The organism is Nocardia sp. NPDC052566 (genome assembly GCF_044547285.1).
Taxonomy (GTDB): Bacteria; Actinomycetota; Actinomycetes; order Mycobacteriales; family Mycobacteriaceae; genus Nocardia.
In genome coordinates, this window is record NZ_JBIUAF010000007.1 from 570,561 (window position 1) to 586,142 (window position 15,582).

The 15,582-nt window shown below is 69.1% G+C and carries 13 protein-coding genes; 8 read left to right on the forward strand and 5 right to left on the reverse strand.

Annotated elements, in window-relative coordinates; genetic code table 11:
* Positions 1-49: 49 nt before the first annotated feature.
* Complete coding sequence (locus ACIG5A_RS37385) at positions 50-1,336, forward strand: ATP-binding protein (protein ID WP_397249023.1); 1,287 nt, start codon at positions 50-52, stop codon at positions 1,334-1,336.
* Positions 1,336-2,352, forward strand: a complete 1,017-nt coding sequence (locus ACIG5A_RS37390; RefSeq protein ID WP_397249025.1) for a hypothetical protein — start codon at positions 1,336-1,338, stop codon at positions 2,350-2,352. Before ACIG5A_RS37385 ends, ACIG5A_RS37390 begins: the two co-directional genes overlap by 1 nt.
* A 38-nt stretch (positions 2,353-2,390) precedes the next feature.
* On the opposite strand, the gene ACIG5A_RS37395 is transcribed toward ACIG5A_RS37390, so the two are convergent.
* Entirely contained in the window at positions 2,391-2,594 is a 204-nt protein-coding gene (locus ACIG5A_RS37395; protein ID WP_397249027.1) for a hypothetical protein, read from the reverse strand.
* Between the two features lie 122 nt (positions 2,595-2,716).
* Between ACIG5A_RS37395 and ACIG5A_RS37400 the strand changes: the two genes are divergently transcribed.
* Positions 2,717-3,916, forward strand: a complete 1,200-nt coding sequence (locus tag ACIG5A_RS37400) for a winged helix-turn-helix domain-containing protein (RefSeq protein WP_397249029.1) — start codon at positions 2,717-2,719, stop codon at positions 3,914-3,916.
* Positions 3,917-4,033: 117 nt separating this feature from the next.
* On the opposite strand, the gene ACIG5A_RS37405 is transcribed toward ACIG5A_RS37400, so the two are convergent.
* Complete coding sequence (locus ACIG5A_RS37405) at positions 4,034-4,546, reverse strand: hypothetical protein (protein WP_397249031.1); 513 nt, start codon at positions 4,544-4,546, stop codon at positions 4,034-4,036.
* A gap of 147 nt (positions 4,547-4,693) precedes the next feature.
* On the opposite strand from ACIG5A_RS37405, the gene dapA reads away from it, so the two are divergent.
* Together dapA and ACIG5A_RS37415 are read left to right on the forward strand one after the other, a co-directional pair.
* Positions 4,694-5,602, forward strand: a complete 909-nt coding sequence (dapA, locus tag ACIG5A_RS37410) for a 4-hydroxy-tetrahydrodipicolinate synthase (RefSeq protein ID WP_397249033.1) — start codon at positions 4,694-4,696, stop codon at positions 5,600-5,602.
* Positions 5,599-7,668 carry a ribonuclease J gene (locus ACIG5A_RS37415; RefSeq protein ID WP_397249035.1) on the forward strand — a complete coding sequence of 690 codons (2,070 nt, stop codon included), beginning with the start codon at positions 5,599-5,601 and terminating at the stop codon, positions 7,666-7,668. The genes dapA and ACIG5A_RS37415 overlap by 4 nt, the downstream gene beginning before the upstream one ends.
* A 72-nt stretch (positions 7,669-7,740) precedes the next feature.
* Here the strand turns inward: ACIG5A_RS37415 and ACIG5A_RS37420 are convergent, their stop codons facing one another.
* Together ACIG5A_RS37420 and ACIG5A_RS37425 are read right to left on the reverse strand one after the other, a co-directional pair.
* Entirely contained in the window at positions 7,741-8,304 is a 564-nt protein-coding gene (locus ACIG5A_RS37420) for a hypothetical protein (RefSeq protein ID WP_397249037.1), read from the reverse strand.
* A 45-nt stretch (positions 8,305-8,349) separates the two neighbouring features.
* A complete protein-coding gene (locus ACIG5A_RS37425) occupies positions 8,350-8,727 on the reverse strand; it encodes a DUF4189 domain-containing protein (RefSeq protein ID WP_397249039.1) in 378 nt (125 codons plus the stop codon).
* Between the two features lie 409 nt (positions 8,728-9,136).
* Here ACIG5A_RS37425 and ACIG5A_RS37430 point away from each other — a divergent pair, with 409 nt between their 5' ends.
* The 3 genes from ACIG5A_RS37430 (at position 9,137) to ACIG5A_RS37440 (ending at position 14,376) form a co-directional block, all read left to right on the forward strand.
* Complete coding sequence (locus tag ACIG5A_RS37430) at positions 9,137-9,760, forward strand: TIGR03085 family metal-binding protein (protein WP_397249041.1); 624 nt, start codon at positions 9,137-9,139, stop codon at positions 9,758-9,760.
* Positions 9,761-9,930: 170 nt separating this feature from the next.
* Entirely contained in the window at positions 9,931-12,507 is a 2,577-nt protein-coding gene (locus ACIG5A_RS37435) for a DNA translocase FtsK (protein ID WP_397249043.1), read from the forward strand.
* Between the two features lie 273 nt (positions 12,508-12,780).
* Positions 12,781-14,376 carry an ABC-F family ATP-binding cassette domain-containing protein gene (locus tag ACIG5A_RS37440; protein ID WP_397249045.1) on the forward strand — a complete coding sequence of 532 codons (1,596 nt, stop codon included), beginning with the start codon at positions 12,781-12,783 and terminating at the stop codon, positions 14,374-14,376.
* A 58-nt stretch (positions 14,377-14,434) separates the two neighbouring features.
* Here ACIG5A_RS37440 and ACIG5A_RS37445 read toward each other — a convergent pair whose 3' ends face one another.
* Entirely contained in the window at positions 14,435-15,478 is a 1,044-nt protein-coding gene (locus ACIG5A_RS37445; RefSeq protein ID WP_397249047.1) for an alpha/beta fold hydrolase, read from the reverse strand.
* Between the last annotated feature and the right edge of the window lie 104 nt (positions 15,479-15,582).

Consider the following 15,582-nt stretch of genomic DNA (forward strand, 5'->3'; position numbering starts at 1 on the left):
ACACAGCCTCTCGAGAGCATGCCGGAGCCGAGCGCAGCGAGGCGCAGGCATGATCTCGTCCAGCATGCTGGACACCCCACAGACCGCGCGCTCCGCGCTACGCACCCGGTTCCGCGTACTCCGGGATCGTGACGTGGCCGCGCTGTCCCGTGAGACCGTGTCCGAGGCCGCCTCCGATCGCATCATGCGGCGGATGGGCCTGGCCATCGGCATCGCCGGTGTCCTCGTCGCGATCGGGGAGCTGCCGGAGATCGCCGATCAGAGCAGGCTCGTGCCCGGCCGGTGGACGCTGCTGGCGATCGCGCTGGCGTTCGGGCTGTTCCCGGTGCTCGCGGTGGTGTCGATCGGAATGACCAGGCGCACCATTCAATGGGTGGCGGGCGCCGCGGCGCTGAGTTTCATCAGCGCGTCCCTGGTGGTGCCGCTGGCCTATCCGGAACCCGCGCACGACGCCACCTCCGTGTGGCTGTATCGCGTGCTGCCGCTGGGTGTTCTGGTCGCGGCGATGGCGTGGCGGCCGCCGCTGGCGATCGCCTACATGCTGATCGGCGCCGGTCTGGTCACCTTCGCGAACATGTTCGCGGTACCGGATGTGACGCCGTGGGAGCTGATCGGCGATTTCGGCAGGGCCGCAGGTCTTTCCACGCTGTTCCTGTGGGGTGCGATCTACGCGCGCGCCGCGGCCGAGCGGGTGGACCGGGAATCGGCGATCGAGAGCAGGCGCGCGGCGGCCGTGGCCGGTGCCGCGGCCAGGGATCGCGAGCGCGCCCGTTTCGCGGCGCTGATCCACGACGCGGTGCTGTCCACCCTGCTCGACGCCTCGCGCGCGGGCACCGAATCGCCGGTGCTGCGCAGGCAGGCCGAGCGCACCCTCGAACAGCTCGACGAATGCCGGGTCGGCGAGACCGAACCCGACCGGCTCGACGCGCAATCGGCCATCGGCTTCCTGCGCTCGGCCGTGCACGAGGTGAACGCGGGCATCCGGTTCGACGCGCGGCGCTGGCCCGGTTTCGACGATCTGCGGCTGCCGGTGGACGCCGCGGGCTCGATCGCGGCGGCGCTGGCCGAGGCGGTGCGCAACAGTCTGCGCCATGCCACGGTGGCCGGGCGCGCGGTGCAGCGCACCGTGACGGTCACCATCAGCGCGGGCGGCATCCGCGTCGTATTCCGTGACGACGGAGCCGGTTTCGACCTGAGCGGGGTGCCTGCCGACCGGCTCGGCATCTCGGTCAGCATCCTCGGACGGATGCGGCAGCTGGCGGGCGGCGCGGGATTCGTGGAATCCGCGCCGGGCGAGGGGACGACGGTGACGCTGGTGTGGGGCGGGGACGGCTGATGGCGGATACGGATACCGACTTCGGGCTGCGCGATCTGCTCGGCCTGCGTGACGGGACGGCGTGGCTGTTCCTGCTGGTGCTCGAGGCGACCATCGTGCTGTACATGGCGCGCAACTTCGCCGAATCGCCGATGATTCCGACGGCGGCCGCGCTGGCGCTGCTCGCCGTGGCCGGTGTGCTGGTCATGGTGATTCCCGTCGATCCGCTGCCGTGGCCCGCCACGGTGTTCGTCGCCGCGTCGGGACCGGTGGCGACATTGCTCACCACCGATATCGACCACGGCTGGTCGCGTCAGGTGTGGACCGCGTTCGCGTCGTCCTACGTGCTCGCCGTGCTGGTGTTGCGCGGCAGGCTGGGCGCGGCATGGGCCGGTGTCGGCGGTATCGCGGCGGTGATCGCGGTCGTCGGCGCGGTGGCCGGGCTGAAGGCGGGCGTGATCGTCGGCTCGATCGTGCCGGTCTCCACCGTCACCGGCATCTCGCTGTTCGCCGCGATCATGCGCCCGACGCAGCGTTCGCTGCGGCTGCTGCGCGAGGAGGCCACCATGCGCGCGGCCGCCGAGGCGACCATGGCGGCGGAGAACAGCGAACGCGACAGGCAGCTGGCCCGGCTGGACAAGGTGGCCAGGCCGATCCTGGAGCGCATCGCCGACGGCGTCGAGCTCACCCCGGGCGAGCGTGAACAGTGCAGGCTGCTGGAAGCCGAACTGCGCGACGGACTTCGGGCGCCGCAGCTGGTCACCGACGAGCTGAGCAGCGCCGCGCGCGGCGCGCGCTCGCGCGGGGTGGAGGTGGTGCTGCTCGACGACGGCGGCTTCGCCGGTGTGCCGCGCTGGGTGCGCCAACAGGTGATCGATGCCGCGACAAGGGAATTGGACGCCGCCAACGCGGGTTCGGTGACCGTCCGGGTGCTCCCGGTTGGCCGCCGCATCCTGGCGACGGTACTGGCGAACGGTCCGGACGAGGACCGCCGCACCGAGATCGACGCCGCGGGCGCGGTCTCGGTGTCGACCTGACCAACCCGGCCCCGGCGCACCGCGGCCGGAGGTCGGGGTTATCGGTAGGCCGGGGGGACGCGTAAACCCGCGCGCTTCATCCGCTCGGCCAGTTCGTGCAACCGCGACGCCCGGAAATCCTGGGCTGCGATGATCTTCCTGGCGAGTTTCGAGTCGCCCCTGTCGTTGGCGCGCTCCAGTTCGCGCTCTTGGAGCAGGAATTCTTTACTGAGGGAGTCGAACTCCGCTTGCAAGCCGTGCACTGAACTTGGCCTCCCTCGAACACCTCATTCGAGTGTAGGACTCCGCGCTCATTCCGAGCCACGAGCAGCGGCGATTGCCGCTCGGCGGGAAGTTGTCGGACCCCGATGGCATTGTTCTGGGGATGCGGAGGATGAGTGCGGCGGCGGCGCGGCGGACGGCGCTGGCGGCGCAGGGGTTCGGCAGGCGCAAGCCGACGACGGTGACCAGGCGGACCGTGCTGGATGTGCTGGGCAGAACTCAACTGCTGCAACTGGATTCGGTGTCCGCGGTGGTGCGCGCGCACTACGCGCCGGTGTTCAGCCGGATCGGGGCCTACGACCGCGGGCTGCTGGACGAGGCGGCGTGGAGCCACAACGGCCGGCGGCCGCGGCGGCTTGTCGAATACTGGGCGCACGAGGCGGCGCTGATTCCGGTCGAGGATTGGCCGCTGATGCGGTGGCGGATGGCGCGCTATGAGCGCGGCCGCTGGGAGGGGGTGCGCCGGGTCGTCGAGCGCAATCCCACGCTGGGCAAGGACATTCTGGACGTGATCACCGACATCGGCGCCGCGACCGCCGGTGAGGTGGAGAAGCATCTGGAGCTGGACAAGCCCCGGCCCAAGGGCTCCTGGTGGAACCTGTCCGATACCAAGATGATCTGCGAGGCGCTGTTCGCCTCGGGCGAGCTGTCGGCGGACAAGCGCGTCGCGTTCGCCAGGCACTACGACCTGTCCGAGCGGGTGCTCCCGCCCGACGTGCACGGGCGCAGCGTCACCGAGGTCGACGCGGTGCGTGAGCTGGTGCTGCGCGCGGCCACCGCGCACGGTGTCGGCACCGAACCGGATCTGCGCGACTACTACCGGCTGCACCGCAGCCAGACCGAACCGGCCATCGCCGAGCTGGTCGACGCGGGCGAGCTGATCCCGGTGCAGGTCGAGGGCTGGGACAAGCCGGGCTATCTCCGCGCGGGCGCGGCGACCCCGCGCCGGGTCGAGGGCGCGGCGCTGCTGTGCCCGTTCGATCCGCTGATCTTCTTCCGCCCGCGCACCGAGCGCCTCTTCGACTTCCACTACCGCATCGAGATCTACACCCCGGAACCCAAACGGGTGCACGGATATTACGTGTTCCCGTTCCTGCTCGACGGCGAGCTCGTCGGTCGCGTCGACCTGCGCGCCGAGCGGGCGTCGGGACGGCTGTCGGTGCCGGGGGCGTTCGCCGAGCCCGGCCGCGATACCCCTGAAGTCGCCGCGGCACTAAGGAATTCGCTGCGCGAGATGGCTGACTGGCTCGAACTCGACGAGGTCGTCATCGGTGACAGGGGCAATCTCGCGCCGCTGATCTGACGCGGCGCCGCGCGAAACCGGGCCGCACGCAGTCGAAGTGCGGTTGCCGGGCCGAGGATGTGGCGCTCGTCGACCGCGTCCGGTGCGAGGACGTGGCGCCTCGTGCCCACGGTGCGGTCAGATGTCGTCGTTCTTCGGCTGATCGCGCTTGGGTTCGTCACGTTTGGGTTCGTCACGCTTGGACGACCCGTAGTAGCCGCCGTAGCCGCGCATCTGGTCGCGCAGCGCGCCGGTCACCGCGTTGGACAGCCAGGAATTGAGTGATTGCCCACTCTGCGCGGCCGCGTCCTCGGCGCGCGACTTGATCTGTTCGACCAGGCGCAGCGTCACCCGGCTGATATCGCCGGTCATCTCCTCGAAGGTCGGCTGGTGCTCGTCGGCGCCCGCCTGGTTCTTGCGGACGTCGACGACGGCGTCGGTGCCGTCCACCGAGACGTGCACCGTGCGGTCACCCAGTTCCTTGCTCACCTCCGCGGCCAGGTCGGACAGTGCGGCGAGCAGTACGAGCCGGGTCGAGCTCTCGGCCACCGCGGCCAGCGCCGCCGCGGTGGCCTGGGTCTTCTCGTCGCCGAGGGCGGCGGCGGTGATCAGGTCGTCGCGCAGGCGGGAGGTGTACTTGTTCAGATCCATGACACCAGTGTGACGGCATTCGTGACGTCATTCAAGGACGAATTTGATGTCATGATGACATCATCCGGGCGGGGCGGCGCGCACGGGCGGCGCGATCGGCGACGACCGTGTCGAGGCCGATTCCTGGACCGGGTAGCCTTTCTGACCATGACGAACGGTGAATCGACGCCAAGGGAGTTGCGTGCGTCCGGCACGGTCGGTGTCGCGATGGTGTCCCCGTATACCGCCGAGGGCAAGCTCGATGTGGACCGTGGCGTCGCCCTCGCGGCGCGCCTTGTCGAGCGCGGTGTCGATCTGCTCGCGATCTCCGGCACCACCGGCGAATCGCCGACCACCACCGATTCGGAGAAGTTCGACCTGCTGCACGCGGTCGTCGACGCGGTCGGCGACCGTGCCACCGTGATCGCGGGCGCGGGCACCTACGACACCGCGCATTCGATCGAGCTGGCCCGCAACGCCCAGCGCGCGGGCGCGCACGGCCTGCTCGTGGTGACCCCGTACTACTCGCGTCCCTCACAGGACGGCCTGCTCGCGCACTTCACCGCCGTCGCCGACGCCACCGACCTGCCGGTCACCCTCTACGACATTCCGCCGCGCTCGGTGGTGCCCATCGCCACCGAGACCATCCGCCGCCTGGCCGAGCACCCGCGCATCGTCGCGGTGAAGGACGCCAAGGGCGATCTTTGCGCGGGCGCCGACCTGATCGCCAATACCGACCTGGCCTTCTATTCCGGCGACGACGTGCTGAACCTGCCGTGGCTCTCGCTCGGCGCGGCCGGATTTATCAGTGTCATCGGACATCTCGTGCCCGAACGGCTGCGTGCGCTGGTCGACGCCTACACCGCGGGCGACGTGGTGCGCGCCCGTGAGATCAACGCGAGCATGTTGCCGCTCAACGCCGCGATGGCCCGCCTCGGCGGCGTCGCGATGAGTAAAGGAGGCCTGCGCTTGCTCGGCTTGGATGTCGGCGAACCACGTTTGCCCCAATTGATGCCCACCACAGCGCAACTCGACGCGCTCGCCGCCGATCTGCGGGTTGCGGGGGTGCTCGCATGAGCGACGACCTAGTGACACGCCGTCCGCGCCGGACCGCCTCTCGCGCCGCGGGCGCACCCGCACCGGCCCCGGCACAGCCCAAGAAGACCGCCGCGCCGCCGAAGAAGGTCGCCGCACCGGCCGAGGCGACGATGCACGCCGAGCAGTCGACGCCGACGAAAAAGGCGGCACAGCCGAAGAAGTCGGCCGAGTCCAAGAAGACCGACACCAAGAAGGCGGGCAAGGCCAAGGCTGCCGAGCCCAAGATGGTGGCGCAGGCGCACGACAACGCACCCGCCCAGCAGAACGGGCAGCAGGCGCGCAAGGGACGCGGCCGCCAGCAGTCCGGCCGTGGCCGTGCCGAACAGTCCGCGCCGCAGCAGGATTCGCGCGCCAACCATGCCGCACCCCAGGACCGCCTCGGTGCGCCGCCCAAGCTGCCGAAGAACGGCCTGCGTGTCTTCGCGCTCGGCGGTATCGGCGAAATCGGCCGCAACATGACCGTTTTCGAGTACGGCGGCAAGCTGCTCATCGTCGATTGCGGTGTGCTGTTCCCGGAGGATCAGCAGCCCGGTGTCGACCTGATCCTGCCCGACTTCCGGCCCATCGAGGACCGGATGGACGACGTCGTCGCGATCGTGCTCACCCACGGCCACGAGGATCACATCGGCGCCGTGCCGTTCCTGCTGCGCATGCGCCAGGACATCCCGGTGATCGGCGCCAAGTTCACCCTCGCGCTGCTCGCCGCGAAATGCCGTGAGCACCGGCTGCATCCGAAGCTGGTCGAGGTGATCGAGGGGCAGAAGACCACGCACGGCCCGTTCGAATGCGAGTACTTCGCCGTCAACCACTCCATCCCGGACGCCATCGCCGTCGCCATCCGCACGCCCGCGGGCGTCGCGCTGCACACCGGCGATATCAAGCTCGATCAGCTGCCACTGGACGGCAGGCTCACCGACCTCGCCGGGTTCTCCCGCCTGGGTGACGAGGGCGTCGACCTGTTCCTGGTCGACTCCACCAATGCCGAGGTGCCCGGCTTCGTCACGCCGGAGCGCGAAATCGGCGGTGTGCTCGACACCGTGATCGGCAAGGCGCGCAACCGGGTGATCGTCGCCTCGTTCGCCAGCCACGTGCACCGCATCCAGCAGGTGGTCGACGTGGCCCAGAAGTACGGGCGCCGCGTGTGTTTCGTCGGCCGCTCGATGGTGCGCAACATGCAGATCGCCCAGGATCTCGGCTACCTGACGGTGCCCGACAGCGTGGTGGTCGATCTGGATGTCGCCGCGACCCTGCCGGGCGACAAGCTGGTGCTGATCTCCACCGGCTCGCAGGGTGAGCCGCTGTCGGCGCTGTCGCGGATGGCGCGCGGCGATCACCGGCAGATCACCATCCATGCCGACGATCTGGTGGTGCTGGCCTCCTCGCTGATCCCCGGCAACGAGAATTCGGTGTTCGCGGTGGTGAACGGCCTGGCCAGGCTCGGCGCCACGGTGATCACCCAGCAGAACGCGAAGGTGCACGTCTCCGGGCACGCGTCCGCGGGTGAGCTGCTCTACCTGTACAACGCGGTACGCCCGACCAATGCCATGCCGGTGCACGGCGAATGGCGCCACCTGCGGGCCAATGCCGCGCTCGCGGTGGCGACCGGCGTGCCCGAGGAGCGGGTAGTGCTCGCCGAGGACGGCGTCGTGGTCGACCTGGTCGACGGGATCGCCTCGATCGTCGGGCGGGTGCCGGTCGGGCACGTGTACGTCGACGGCCTCTCGGTCGGCGACGTCGGCGAATCGACCCTGTCGGACCGGCTCGTGCTCGGCGAGGGCGGTTTCATCGCGATCACCGTCGCGATCGACGAGACCACCGGCAAGGCGGTCAGCACCCCCGAGGTCAGCGGTCGCGGCTTCTCCGACGATCCCAGCGCGCTCACCGACGCCGCGGCGCTGGTCGAGGCGGAGCTGCTGCGCCTGGCCGGTGAGGGCGTCACCGATACGCACCGGATCGCGCAGAGCGTGCGGCGCGTGGTCGGGCGCTGGGTGGCCGATGTCTACCGCCGCAGGCCGATGATCGTGCCGACCGTCATCGGGGTCTAGCTCCGAACACACGAAATCCGCCGGACGGTGTTGCTGTCCGGCGGATTTCGTTGATGTAGAGCAGTGACGAGCTCAGCTCTGGCAGGCGGCGGAGTCCAGCTTGGCGGACTTCACGATGCTGCACGCGAACTGGTTCGCGACCTTCCACTGGTCGCCCTCGGCGACGAAGTCGATGGTGGCGTTGTCGACCGGCGAGCCATCGATGGTGACCTTGGCGTCGGCCTTCAGCTTGCCGTCCTTGGGATCACCGACCTTGGTGACCTCGACCTTGACCTTGTTCTTCTTGGCCGCGTCGACCAGCTTCTCGACCAGCAGCGGATCGCGCTCGGCGTTCTCGATCCAGCTGATCTTCTCCTTGCCGTCGATGGACGGGTCGAAGGCCTTGGTCAGCTTGTCGTTGAGCTGCTGCACGGTCGGCTTCGGCAGATCGGGCGCCGGCGTCTTGGACGGCGCCTCACCCTCGGCCTTGCCGTCCTTGTTGCCGTCCTCGAAGGTGTCGGCGGCCTTGGCGGCGGCCGAGGTGGTGGTCGACGCCTTGGCGTCGGACTTGCTGTCGGAGGTGCTGCACGCGCCGAGCGCGAGTGCGGCCGCGGCGATCATCACTGCGGCGACGGTGCGGAACGAACGTTGTTTCACGATTTTCCCCTGAATGGAATGCCCTGCGGCGGTGTCGGTGTCGGCCTACAGCGTGTAGCCGGTGGTGCAGTTCCAGTGCTCGATCACGGCCGAGTACGGATTGGCGGCGAGCGCCTTGGACCGTGCGGCGGGCAGTGTCGACGCGGCGCCCGCGCTCCAGTACTTCGACGAGTAGGCAAGCGCGCCACAGCCGTTGCGCCAGGACACCAGCACCTTGCAGTCGCCAGCACCGCAGCCCGACAGGGCGCGGCCCTCGGCGGCGGCGTAGCTGGGGTAGTCGTAGGAGTAGCCGTAGCGGCCGGTCGACGAGGACACGGCGATGGCGCCGTAGTAGTTGGATGCGGCGTGTGCCGGCGGAGCGGAAACCAGCACGGAACCAACGGCGGCCACCAGAACGGCGGCACCGGTGACAAATTTTTTCACAGGTGAGTACCCCTTCATTTCTCAATTGATCCACGACCCGATGGACCGAGAGACAAGGTACAGAGCAACTCTCGCCGACGCCAGCCGACAGTTTCCGGGGTGACCCCGTGGTCCGGTTCCCGTTGTCCGATGCTGTCCATGATTTTCGGGCAGGCGAGGGCGGGGCGCAACTCGGCGGTCTCGCGATCCGGTACGCATACTTACAGCGAATCTTCATCCGCGACAGGGGTATTGCATGATTCGGCCGAACATGCTCGCCGAGCCCTTCGGCGGGCCGGTCCGCTGCCCGCCGCGTCCGTGCCGAATTCGGTAACCCTGCTCGACACCGGTGCCGCACCACCGAGCGCCTGATCGGTATGTTCAGCGGTGTGGTCCCGCGCAGCGCCGCGGGCACGACGGGAGGTGTGTCGTGAGTTTCGCGCAACGGGAGCGCCAGGCCATGGTGGCGTCGATGACGGCGGCCGGGCCGGACGCGCCGACCCTCTGCGGGGTGTGGACGGTGCGAGACCTGGCCGCGCACTTGGTGGTTCGCGAGCGTCGCCCCGATGCCGCGCCCGGCATCATGCTGAAACCGTTCGCGGGCTATCTCGACCGTGTACAGGCCGAGACCGCCCGCAAGCCGTTCCCTGAGCTGCTCGAGCTCGTGCGTACCGGCCCGCCGTGGTGGTCACCGCTCAAACCGGTGGACGCGGTGGCCAATCTGAGCGAGATGTTCGTCCACCACGAGGACGTGCGCCGGGCCGCGAGCATCTGGGAGCCGCGCGAGCTGTCCGCCGCGGACGAGGACCGGCTGTGGGCGGTGCTGCGCAAGATGGCGGGCATGGCCTACCGCAAGTCACCGGTCACGCTGGCGCTGGAGACACCGGAGGGCAAGCGAGCGGTGGTGACGTCGCGGCCGGGCGGCATCGTCACGCTGACCGGCCTGCCCTCCGAGCTGCTGCTGCACGCTTTCGGCCGCGATCAGGCGCGCATCAGCACCGCGGGTGATCCCGACCAGGTTCAGCAGGTCTTGGCACTCGATCGCTCCGTTTAGCGGGTTCGGGGCGTCCGACACGCGTGGCGACAGGGGAAATACCAGGATGCCGCACGGGTACCTGGTAAACCGGGAGACCAGGGGGTTCTGGACAGAGATCGCCCGCTGAGACCTGCGATACGGGTGTTGCGCATGGTCCAGCTGGGGCGTTTGCGGCTAGCCTTAGGGCCATGGCAGGTAAGTCCCGCAGCACCACGACCTCTCGTGCGCGGGCGGGATCGGCGCGGGGGCGGACCACTGCGGCACGGACCCGTTCGAACACACCGCGCTCGGCGGCGGCATCGCGCGGGCGCACCGCCCCGGTGCGCCGCCCGGTCCGGCGCAAGTCCGACACCGCCCCGCTCGCGGTCATCGGCCGCGGCATCGGCGGCGGCTGGAACATGCTGGCGCGCGGGCTCGGCGCCACCACGCGCACGCTCAGCCGCGCGGGCGATATCGAACACGGGCACCGCCGCGACGGGATCGCCCTCGGCCTGATCGCGCTGAGCGTGGTGATCGCGGCCGCGGTGTGGCTGTCGGCGGGCGGTCCCGTCGGGCACTGGGTGGAGGAGGCCATCCGGGCGGTCTCGGGTTCGGCCTCGGCCGGGCTGCCGTTCGTCGCCACCGTCATCGCCATCATCCTGATGCGCACCCAGGCCCATCCGGAGATCCGGCCGCGGCTGGTGCTCGGCGGTCTGCTGATCGGCCTGCCGATCCTCGGCCTGTGGCATATCGCGGCCGGTGCGCCGACCGACGCCCACGGGCGTTCGCGCGCGGCCGGTTTCGTCGGTTTCGTCTTCGGCGGGCCGCTGACCAACGGGCTCACCGCCTGGCTCTCGGTGCCGATCCTGTTGCTGGCCATCGTCTTCGGTGTGCTGCTCGTCACCGGCACCACGGTGCGCGAGGTGCCGGAGCGGCTGCGCGAATACTTCGGCACCGGAAGCGGCGGCGACGAATACGGCGACTACGACGGCGAACCGGGCGATTACGATCCGGCCAACTACGACGCCGACGGCTTCCCACGCCATGCCACCCGGGCCAAACGGCGCGGGCGCACCCCGGCCGAGAACTACCCGGCCGACGAATTCGGCGATCCCGACGCGGTCACCGAGGTGCTCGGCGAGCCGCCGCTGCGCGAGGCGAAAACCATTGCGCAGGAGACGCCGCCGTCCCAGCCCAAGCCGAAGAAGCGCGCGCCCAAGCCCGTCGAGGTCGTCGATCAGACCCCGCCGCCGGCCAAGCAGCTCGAATTCGTCACCGACCGGGTGGTCGAGGGCGACTACACGCTGCCGCCGCTGTCGCTGCTCACCGATGGTGAACCGCCCAAGAAGCGCAGTGCCGCCAACGAATCGATGATCGAGGCGATCACCGAGGTGCTGGTGCAGTTCAAGATCGACGCGGCGGTCACCGGCTTCGTGCGCGGCCCGACGGTCACCCGCTACGAGGTGGAGCTCGGTCCGGGCGTGAAGGTGGAGAAGATCACCGCGCTGGCCCGCAATATCGCCTATGCCGTTGCGACGGAGAATGTCCGGCTGCTCGCGCCGATTCCCGGCAAGTCGGCCGTCGGCATCGAGGTGCCCAACGCCGATCGCGAGCTGGTGCGCCTGGCCGACGTGCTCAAGGCGCCCTCGACCCGAAACGACCACCACCCGTTGGTGATCGGGCTCGGCAAGAACATCGAGGGCGATTACCTCTCGGCGAATCTGGCCAAGATGCCGCACCTGCTCGTCGCGGGCTCCACCGGATCCGGTAAGTCGAGTTTCGTGAACTCGATGCTGGTTTCGCTGCTGCACCGGGCCACCCCGGAGGAGGTCAGGATGATCCTGATCGACCCCAAGATGGTGGAACTTACACCGTACGAAGGCATTCCGCACCTGATCACGCCCATCATCACCCAGCCGAAGAAGGCCGCCGCCGCGCTGGCCTGGCTGGTGGAGGAGATGGAGCAGCGCTATCAGGACATGCAGGCCAACAAGGTTCGCCATATCGACGACTTCAACAAGAAGGTCAAGTCGGGGGCGATCACCGCACCGCTGGGCAGCGAGCGGGTCTACCGGCCCTACCCGTACATCCTCGCCATCGTCGACGAGCTGGCCGATTTGATGATGACCGCGCCGCGCGACGTCGAGGACGCGATCGTGCGGATCACCCAGAAGGCGCGCGCCGCCGGCATCCACCTGGTGCTCGCCACCCAGCGGCCGTCGGTGGACGTGGTGACGGGCCTGATCAAGACCAACGTGCCGTCCCGATTGGCGTTCGCCACCTCGTCGTTGACGGATTCGCGGGTCATCCTGGACCAGCCGGGCGCGGAGAAGCTGATCGGTATGGGCGACGGTCTGTTCCTGCCGATGGGCGCCAACAAGCCCACCCGCCTGCAGGGCGCGTTCATCTCCGATGAGGAGATCCACGCCGTCGTCGATTTCGCCAAGAACCAGGCCGAGCCCGAATATCAGGAGGGCGTCACCGCGGCAAAGGCCGGGGAGAAGAAGGACGTCGACCCCGATATCGGCGACGACCTCGATGTCTTCCTCCAGGCCGTGGAGCTGGTGGTCACCTCGCAATTCGGCTCCACCTCGATGCTGCAGCGCAAACTCCGCGTCGGCTTCGCCAAGGCGGGCCGCCTGATGGACCTGATGGAAACCCGCGGCGTGGTCGGCCCGAGCGAAGGCTCCAAGGCCCGCGACGTCCTCATCAAACCCGATGAGCTGGAAGGGCTGCTGTGGTCCATCCGCGGCGGTGGCGACGAGGGGCTGAGCGAGGACGAGTAGTCGCGGTTGGTACTGTGTGCGTGTGCTTACGGAAGAAGTCGACAGAATCTAGCCGCCCAGTCGAAGGCGGCGCTTCCGATCGCACACCTCTTCGTGTGAATCAGCTGTAGTACCACCGTGTTCGGCGTTTCTGCCCGCGGTCGGTCAGCTCGCGCCTCCCTTGCCTTCGTCTGTCTCCGCAAAGTTCCGAAATCACCGCGCGCCCGTGGTCACTGCGATCCGGCGTGCTACTTGCGGCCGCTCGCGCACGAGCGGGAAAAGAGTCGACGAACCATGTCCACCTCCATGCACTCCGCGATCACCATGCGGAACCTGTCCTTCGAATGGCCCGACGGCACCGTCGCGCTGTCCCGGCTCAACGGCACACTGACCACCGGGCGGACCGGTCTGGTCGGCCGCAACGGCGCCGGGAAATCGACGCTGTTGCGACTGATCGCCGGAATACTCACCCCGACCTCCGGGCAGATCGAAACCACCGGCCAGGTGGGCTATCTGCCACAGACGCTCACCCTCGGGCGCGCGGACACCATCGCCCGATTGCTCGGTATCGCAGGCACACTCGCGGCGCTGCGCGCTATCGAATCCGGTGCGACCGAGGAGCGGCACTTCGAGACGGTCGGCGACGACTGGGATATCGAATCCCGCGCCGACCAGGCCCTGCGCGAGATCGGTTTCAGCGCGGCCGATCTCGACCGCAAGGTAGGGGAGATCTCGGGTGGCGAGGCCGTCCTGGTGGCGATCACCGGGCTGCGGATCCGGCGCGCGCCGATCACCCTGCTCGACGAGCCGACCAACAACCTCGATCGCGAAACCCGCACCAAGCTCACCGAATTCGTGGACGCGTGGCCCGGCACCCTGGTGGTGGTGAGCCACGACCTCGACCTGCTCGAGCATATGGACGCCACCGCGGAACTGCACGGCACGACCCTGACGGTGTTCGGCGGCCCGTACAGCGCCTGGCGGCAGCACGCCGAGCAGGAACAGGCGGCGGCCGAACAGGCGGCGCGCACCGCCGAGCAGGCGCTGAAAGTCGAGAAGCGCCAACGCGTCGAGGCCGAGACCAAGCTCGCCCGCCGCGAGCGCACGGGTAAGGCCACCCAGCGCGACGGCGGCATCCCGCGCATCATGGCGGGCAATCGCGCCAGCGGGGCGCAGGCCTCGGCGGGTGCCATGCGCACCACACTCGACGCGAAAGTCCGTGCGGCCCAGGAGGTCGTGGACAGCGCGGCGGCGCGGGTGCGCCGGGAGGAGCACATCCATCTCGTATTGCCCGATCCCGACGTGCCGCGCAGCCGCCGCATCGCGGAACTGAGCGACGGTGACCGCCGTGTCGTCATCCAAGGGCCGGAACGTGTTGCCCTGATCGGGCGGAACGGCGCGGGGAAGTCGACATTGATCGAGAACCTGATCCACGGTCGCGACCCGGAACGCGCCACGCTGTGCACCGATCGGGTGGGATATCTCCCGCAACGCCTGGACGGTTTGGACGAGCAGGCCAGCGCCGTGGAGAACGTTCACGCGGTGGCGGCGGCCACCCCGCCCGCCACGATCCGCAATCAGCTGGCCAGGCTGCTGCTGCGCGGCACCGGCGCCGAGCGGCCGGTCTCGACGCTGTCCGGCGGCGAGCGCTTCCGAGTGTCCTTGGCGCGCTTGCTGCTTGCCGATCCGCCCGCGCAGCTGCTGATCCTCGACGAGCCGACCAACAACCTCGATCTCGCCAGCGTCGAACAGCTCGTCGAGGCACTGGCCGGCTATCGCGGGGCGATCCTCGTCGTCAGCCACGACCACCGATTCCTGCGCGGGATCGGTATCGACACGGTCGTCGAACTCGATGCGCGCGGCGGGCTCCGGCAACGAGGCGCCCTGTGACGCGGTTCGCCGCGGCGTGACGTCCGCCGGGCCGGTCGATGCCACCGGCCCGGCGGGGTCAGAAGCGGTCGACGTCGATGATGGCCTGGGCGAACGGGCGTGGCGCCTCCTGCGGGACGTTGTGCCCGATGCCGTCAAGGACGCGGTGCTCGTATCTGCCGGTGTACTTGCCGCGGTAGGGCTTTCCGTCTTCGGCCGGGCCGTCGAAATCGCTCGCGAGGGTGATGGCGGGCACCGTGATGGCCGGTCCGGTCGCGAGAAGCTGTTCGTAGGCGTCGTATTGCGGCTCGCCCGGCGCCAGGCTCAGCCGCCACCGGTAGTTCGAGATGACGATGTCGACGTGGTCCGGATTGTCGAAGGCGGTGGCGCTGCGGTCGTAGGTGGCGTCGTCGAAGTTCCACGTCGGGGAGGCGCGCCGCCAGATCAGCTTGTTGAAGTCGTGCCGATTCTTGGTGTAGCCCAGACGCCCGCGCTCGGTGGCGAAGTAGTACTGGTACCACCAGCCGAGTTCGGCCTCCGGCGACAGCGGTTGCTGCTGCGCGGCCTGCACCGTGACGATGTACCCGCTCACCGCGACGATCGCCTTGCAGCGCTGCGGCCACAGCGCGGCAATGATGTCGACGGTCCTTGCGCCCCAGTCGAATCCGCCGAGGATGGCCTTGTCGATGTGCAGCGCGTCCATGAAATCGACGATGTCGCGCGCGATCGCCGACTGCTGACCGTTGCGGACGGTCTGCGCGGACAGGAAGGTGGTCGAGCCGTAGCCGCGCAGGAACGGGATGAGGACCCGGTATCCGGCGGTCGCCAGCAGCGGCGCGACATCGGCGTAGCTGTACGGATCGTAGGGCCAGCCGTGCAGCAGGATTACGGGTTGTCCTGTGCTGGACCCGAATTCGGCGTAGCCCACGTCGAGGACACCGGCGTCGATCTGCTTGATGGTGCCCAGCGTGGTGTTGGCGCCCGAACCCGCCCGCAGATCCGGGCCACCGGGTGCGGCGGGCGCGGGCGCGGAATCGGTGGTGCACGCGCTCAGTGACGCCGCGGCGAGGGTCGCGGCGCCCGCGGCGAGCGCGCCACCGAAAAATCGTCTGCTGATATCCATGTGCACTCCTGCGAAGCTGTCGGCCAAGGGCTGGTGTGCACTCGACGCTAGGCAGCGCGCGGCTACGGCCGCGAGCGTCGGATGACGTACTCGCTGTCGCTGGA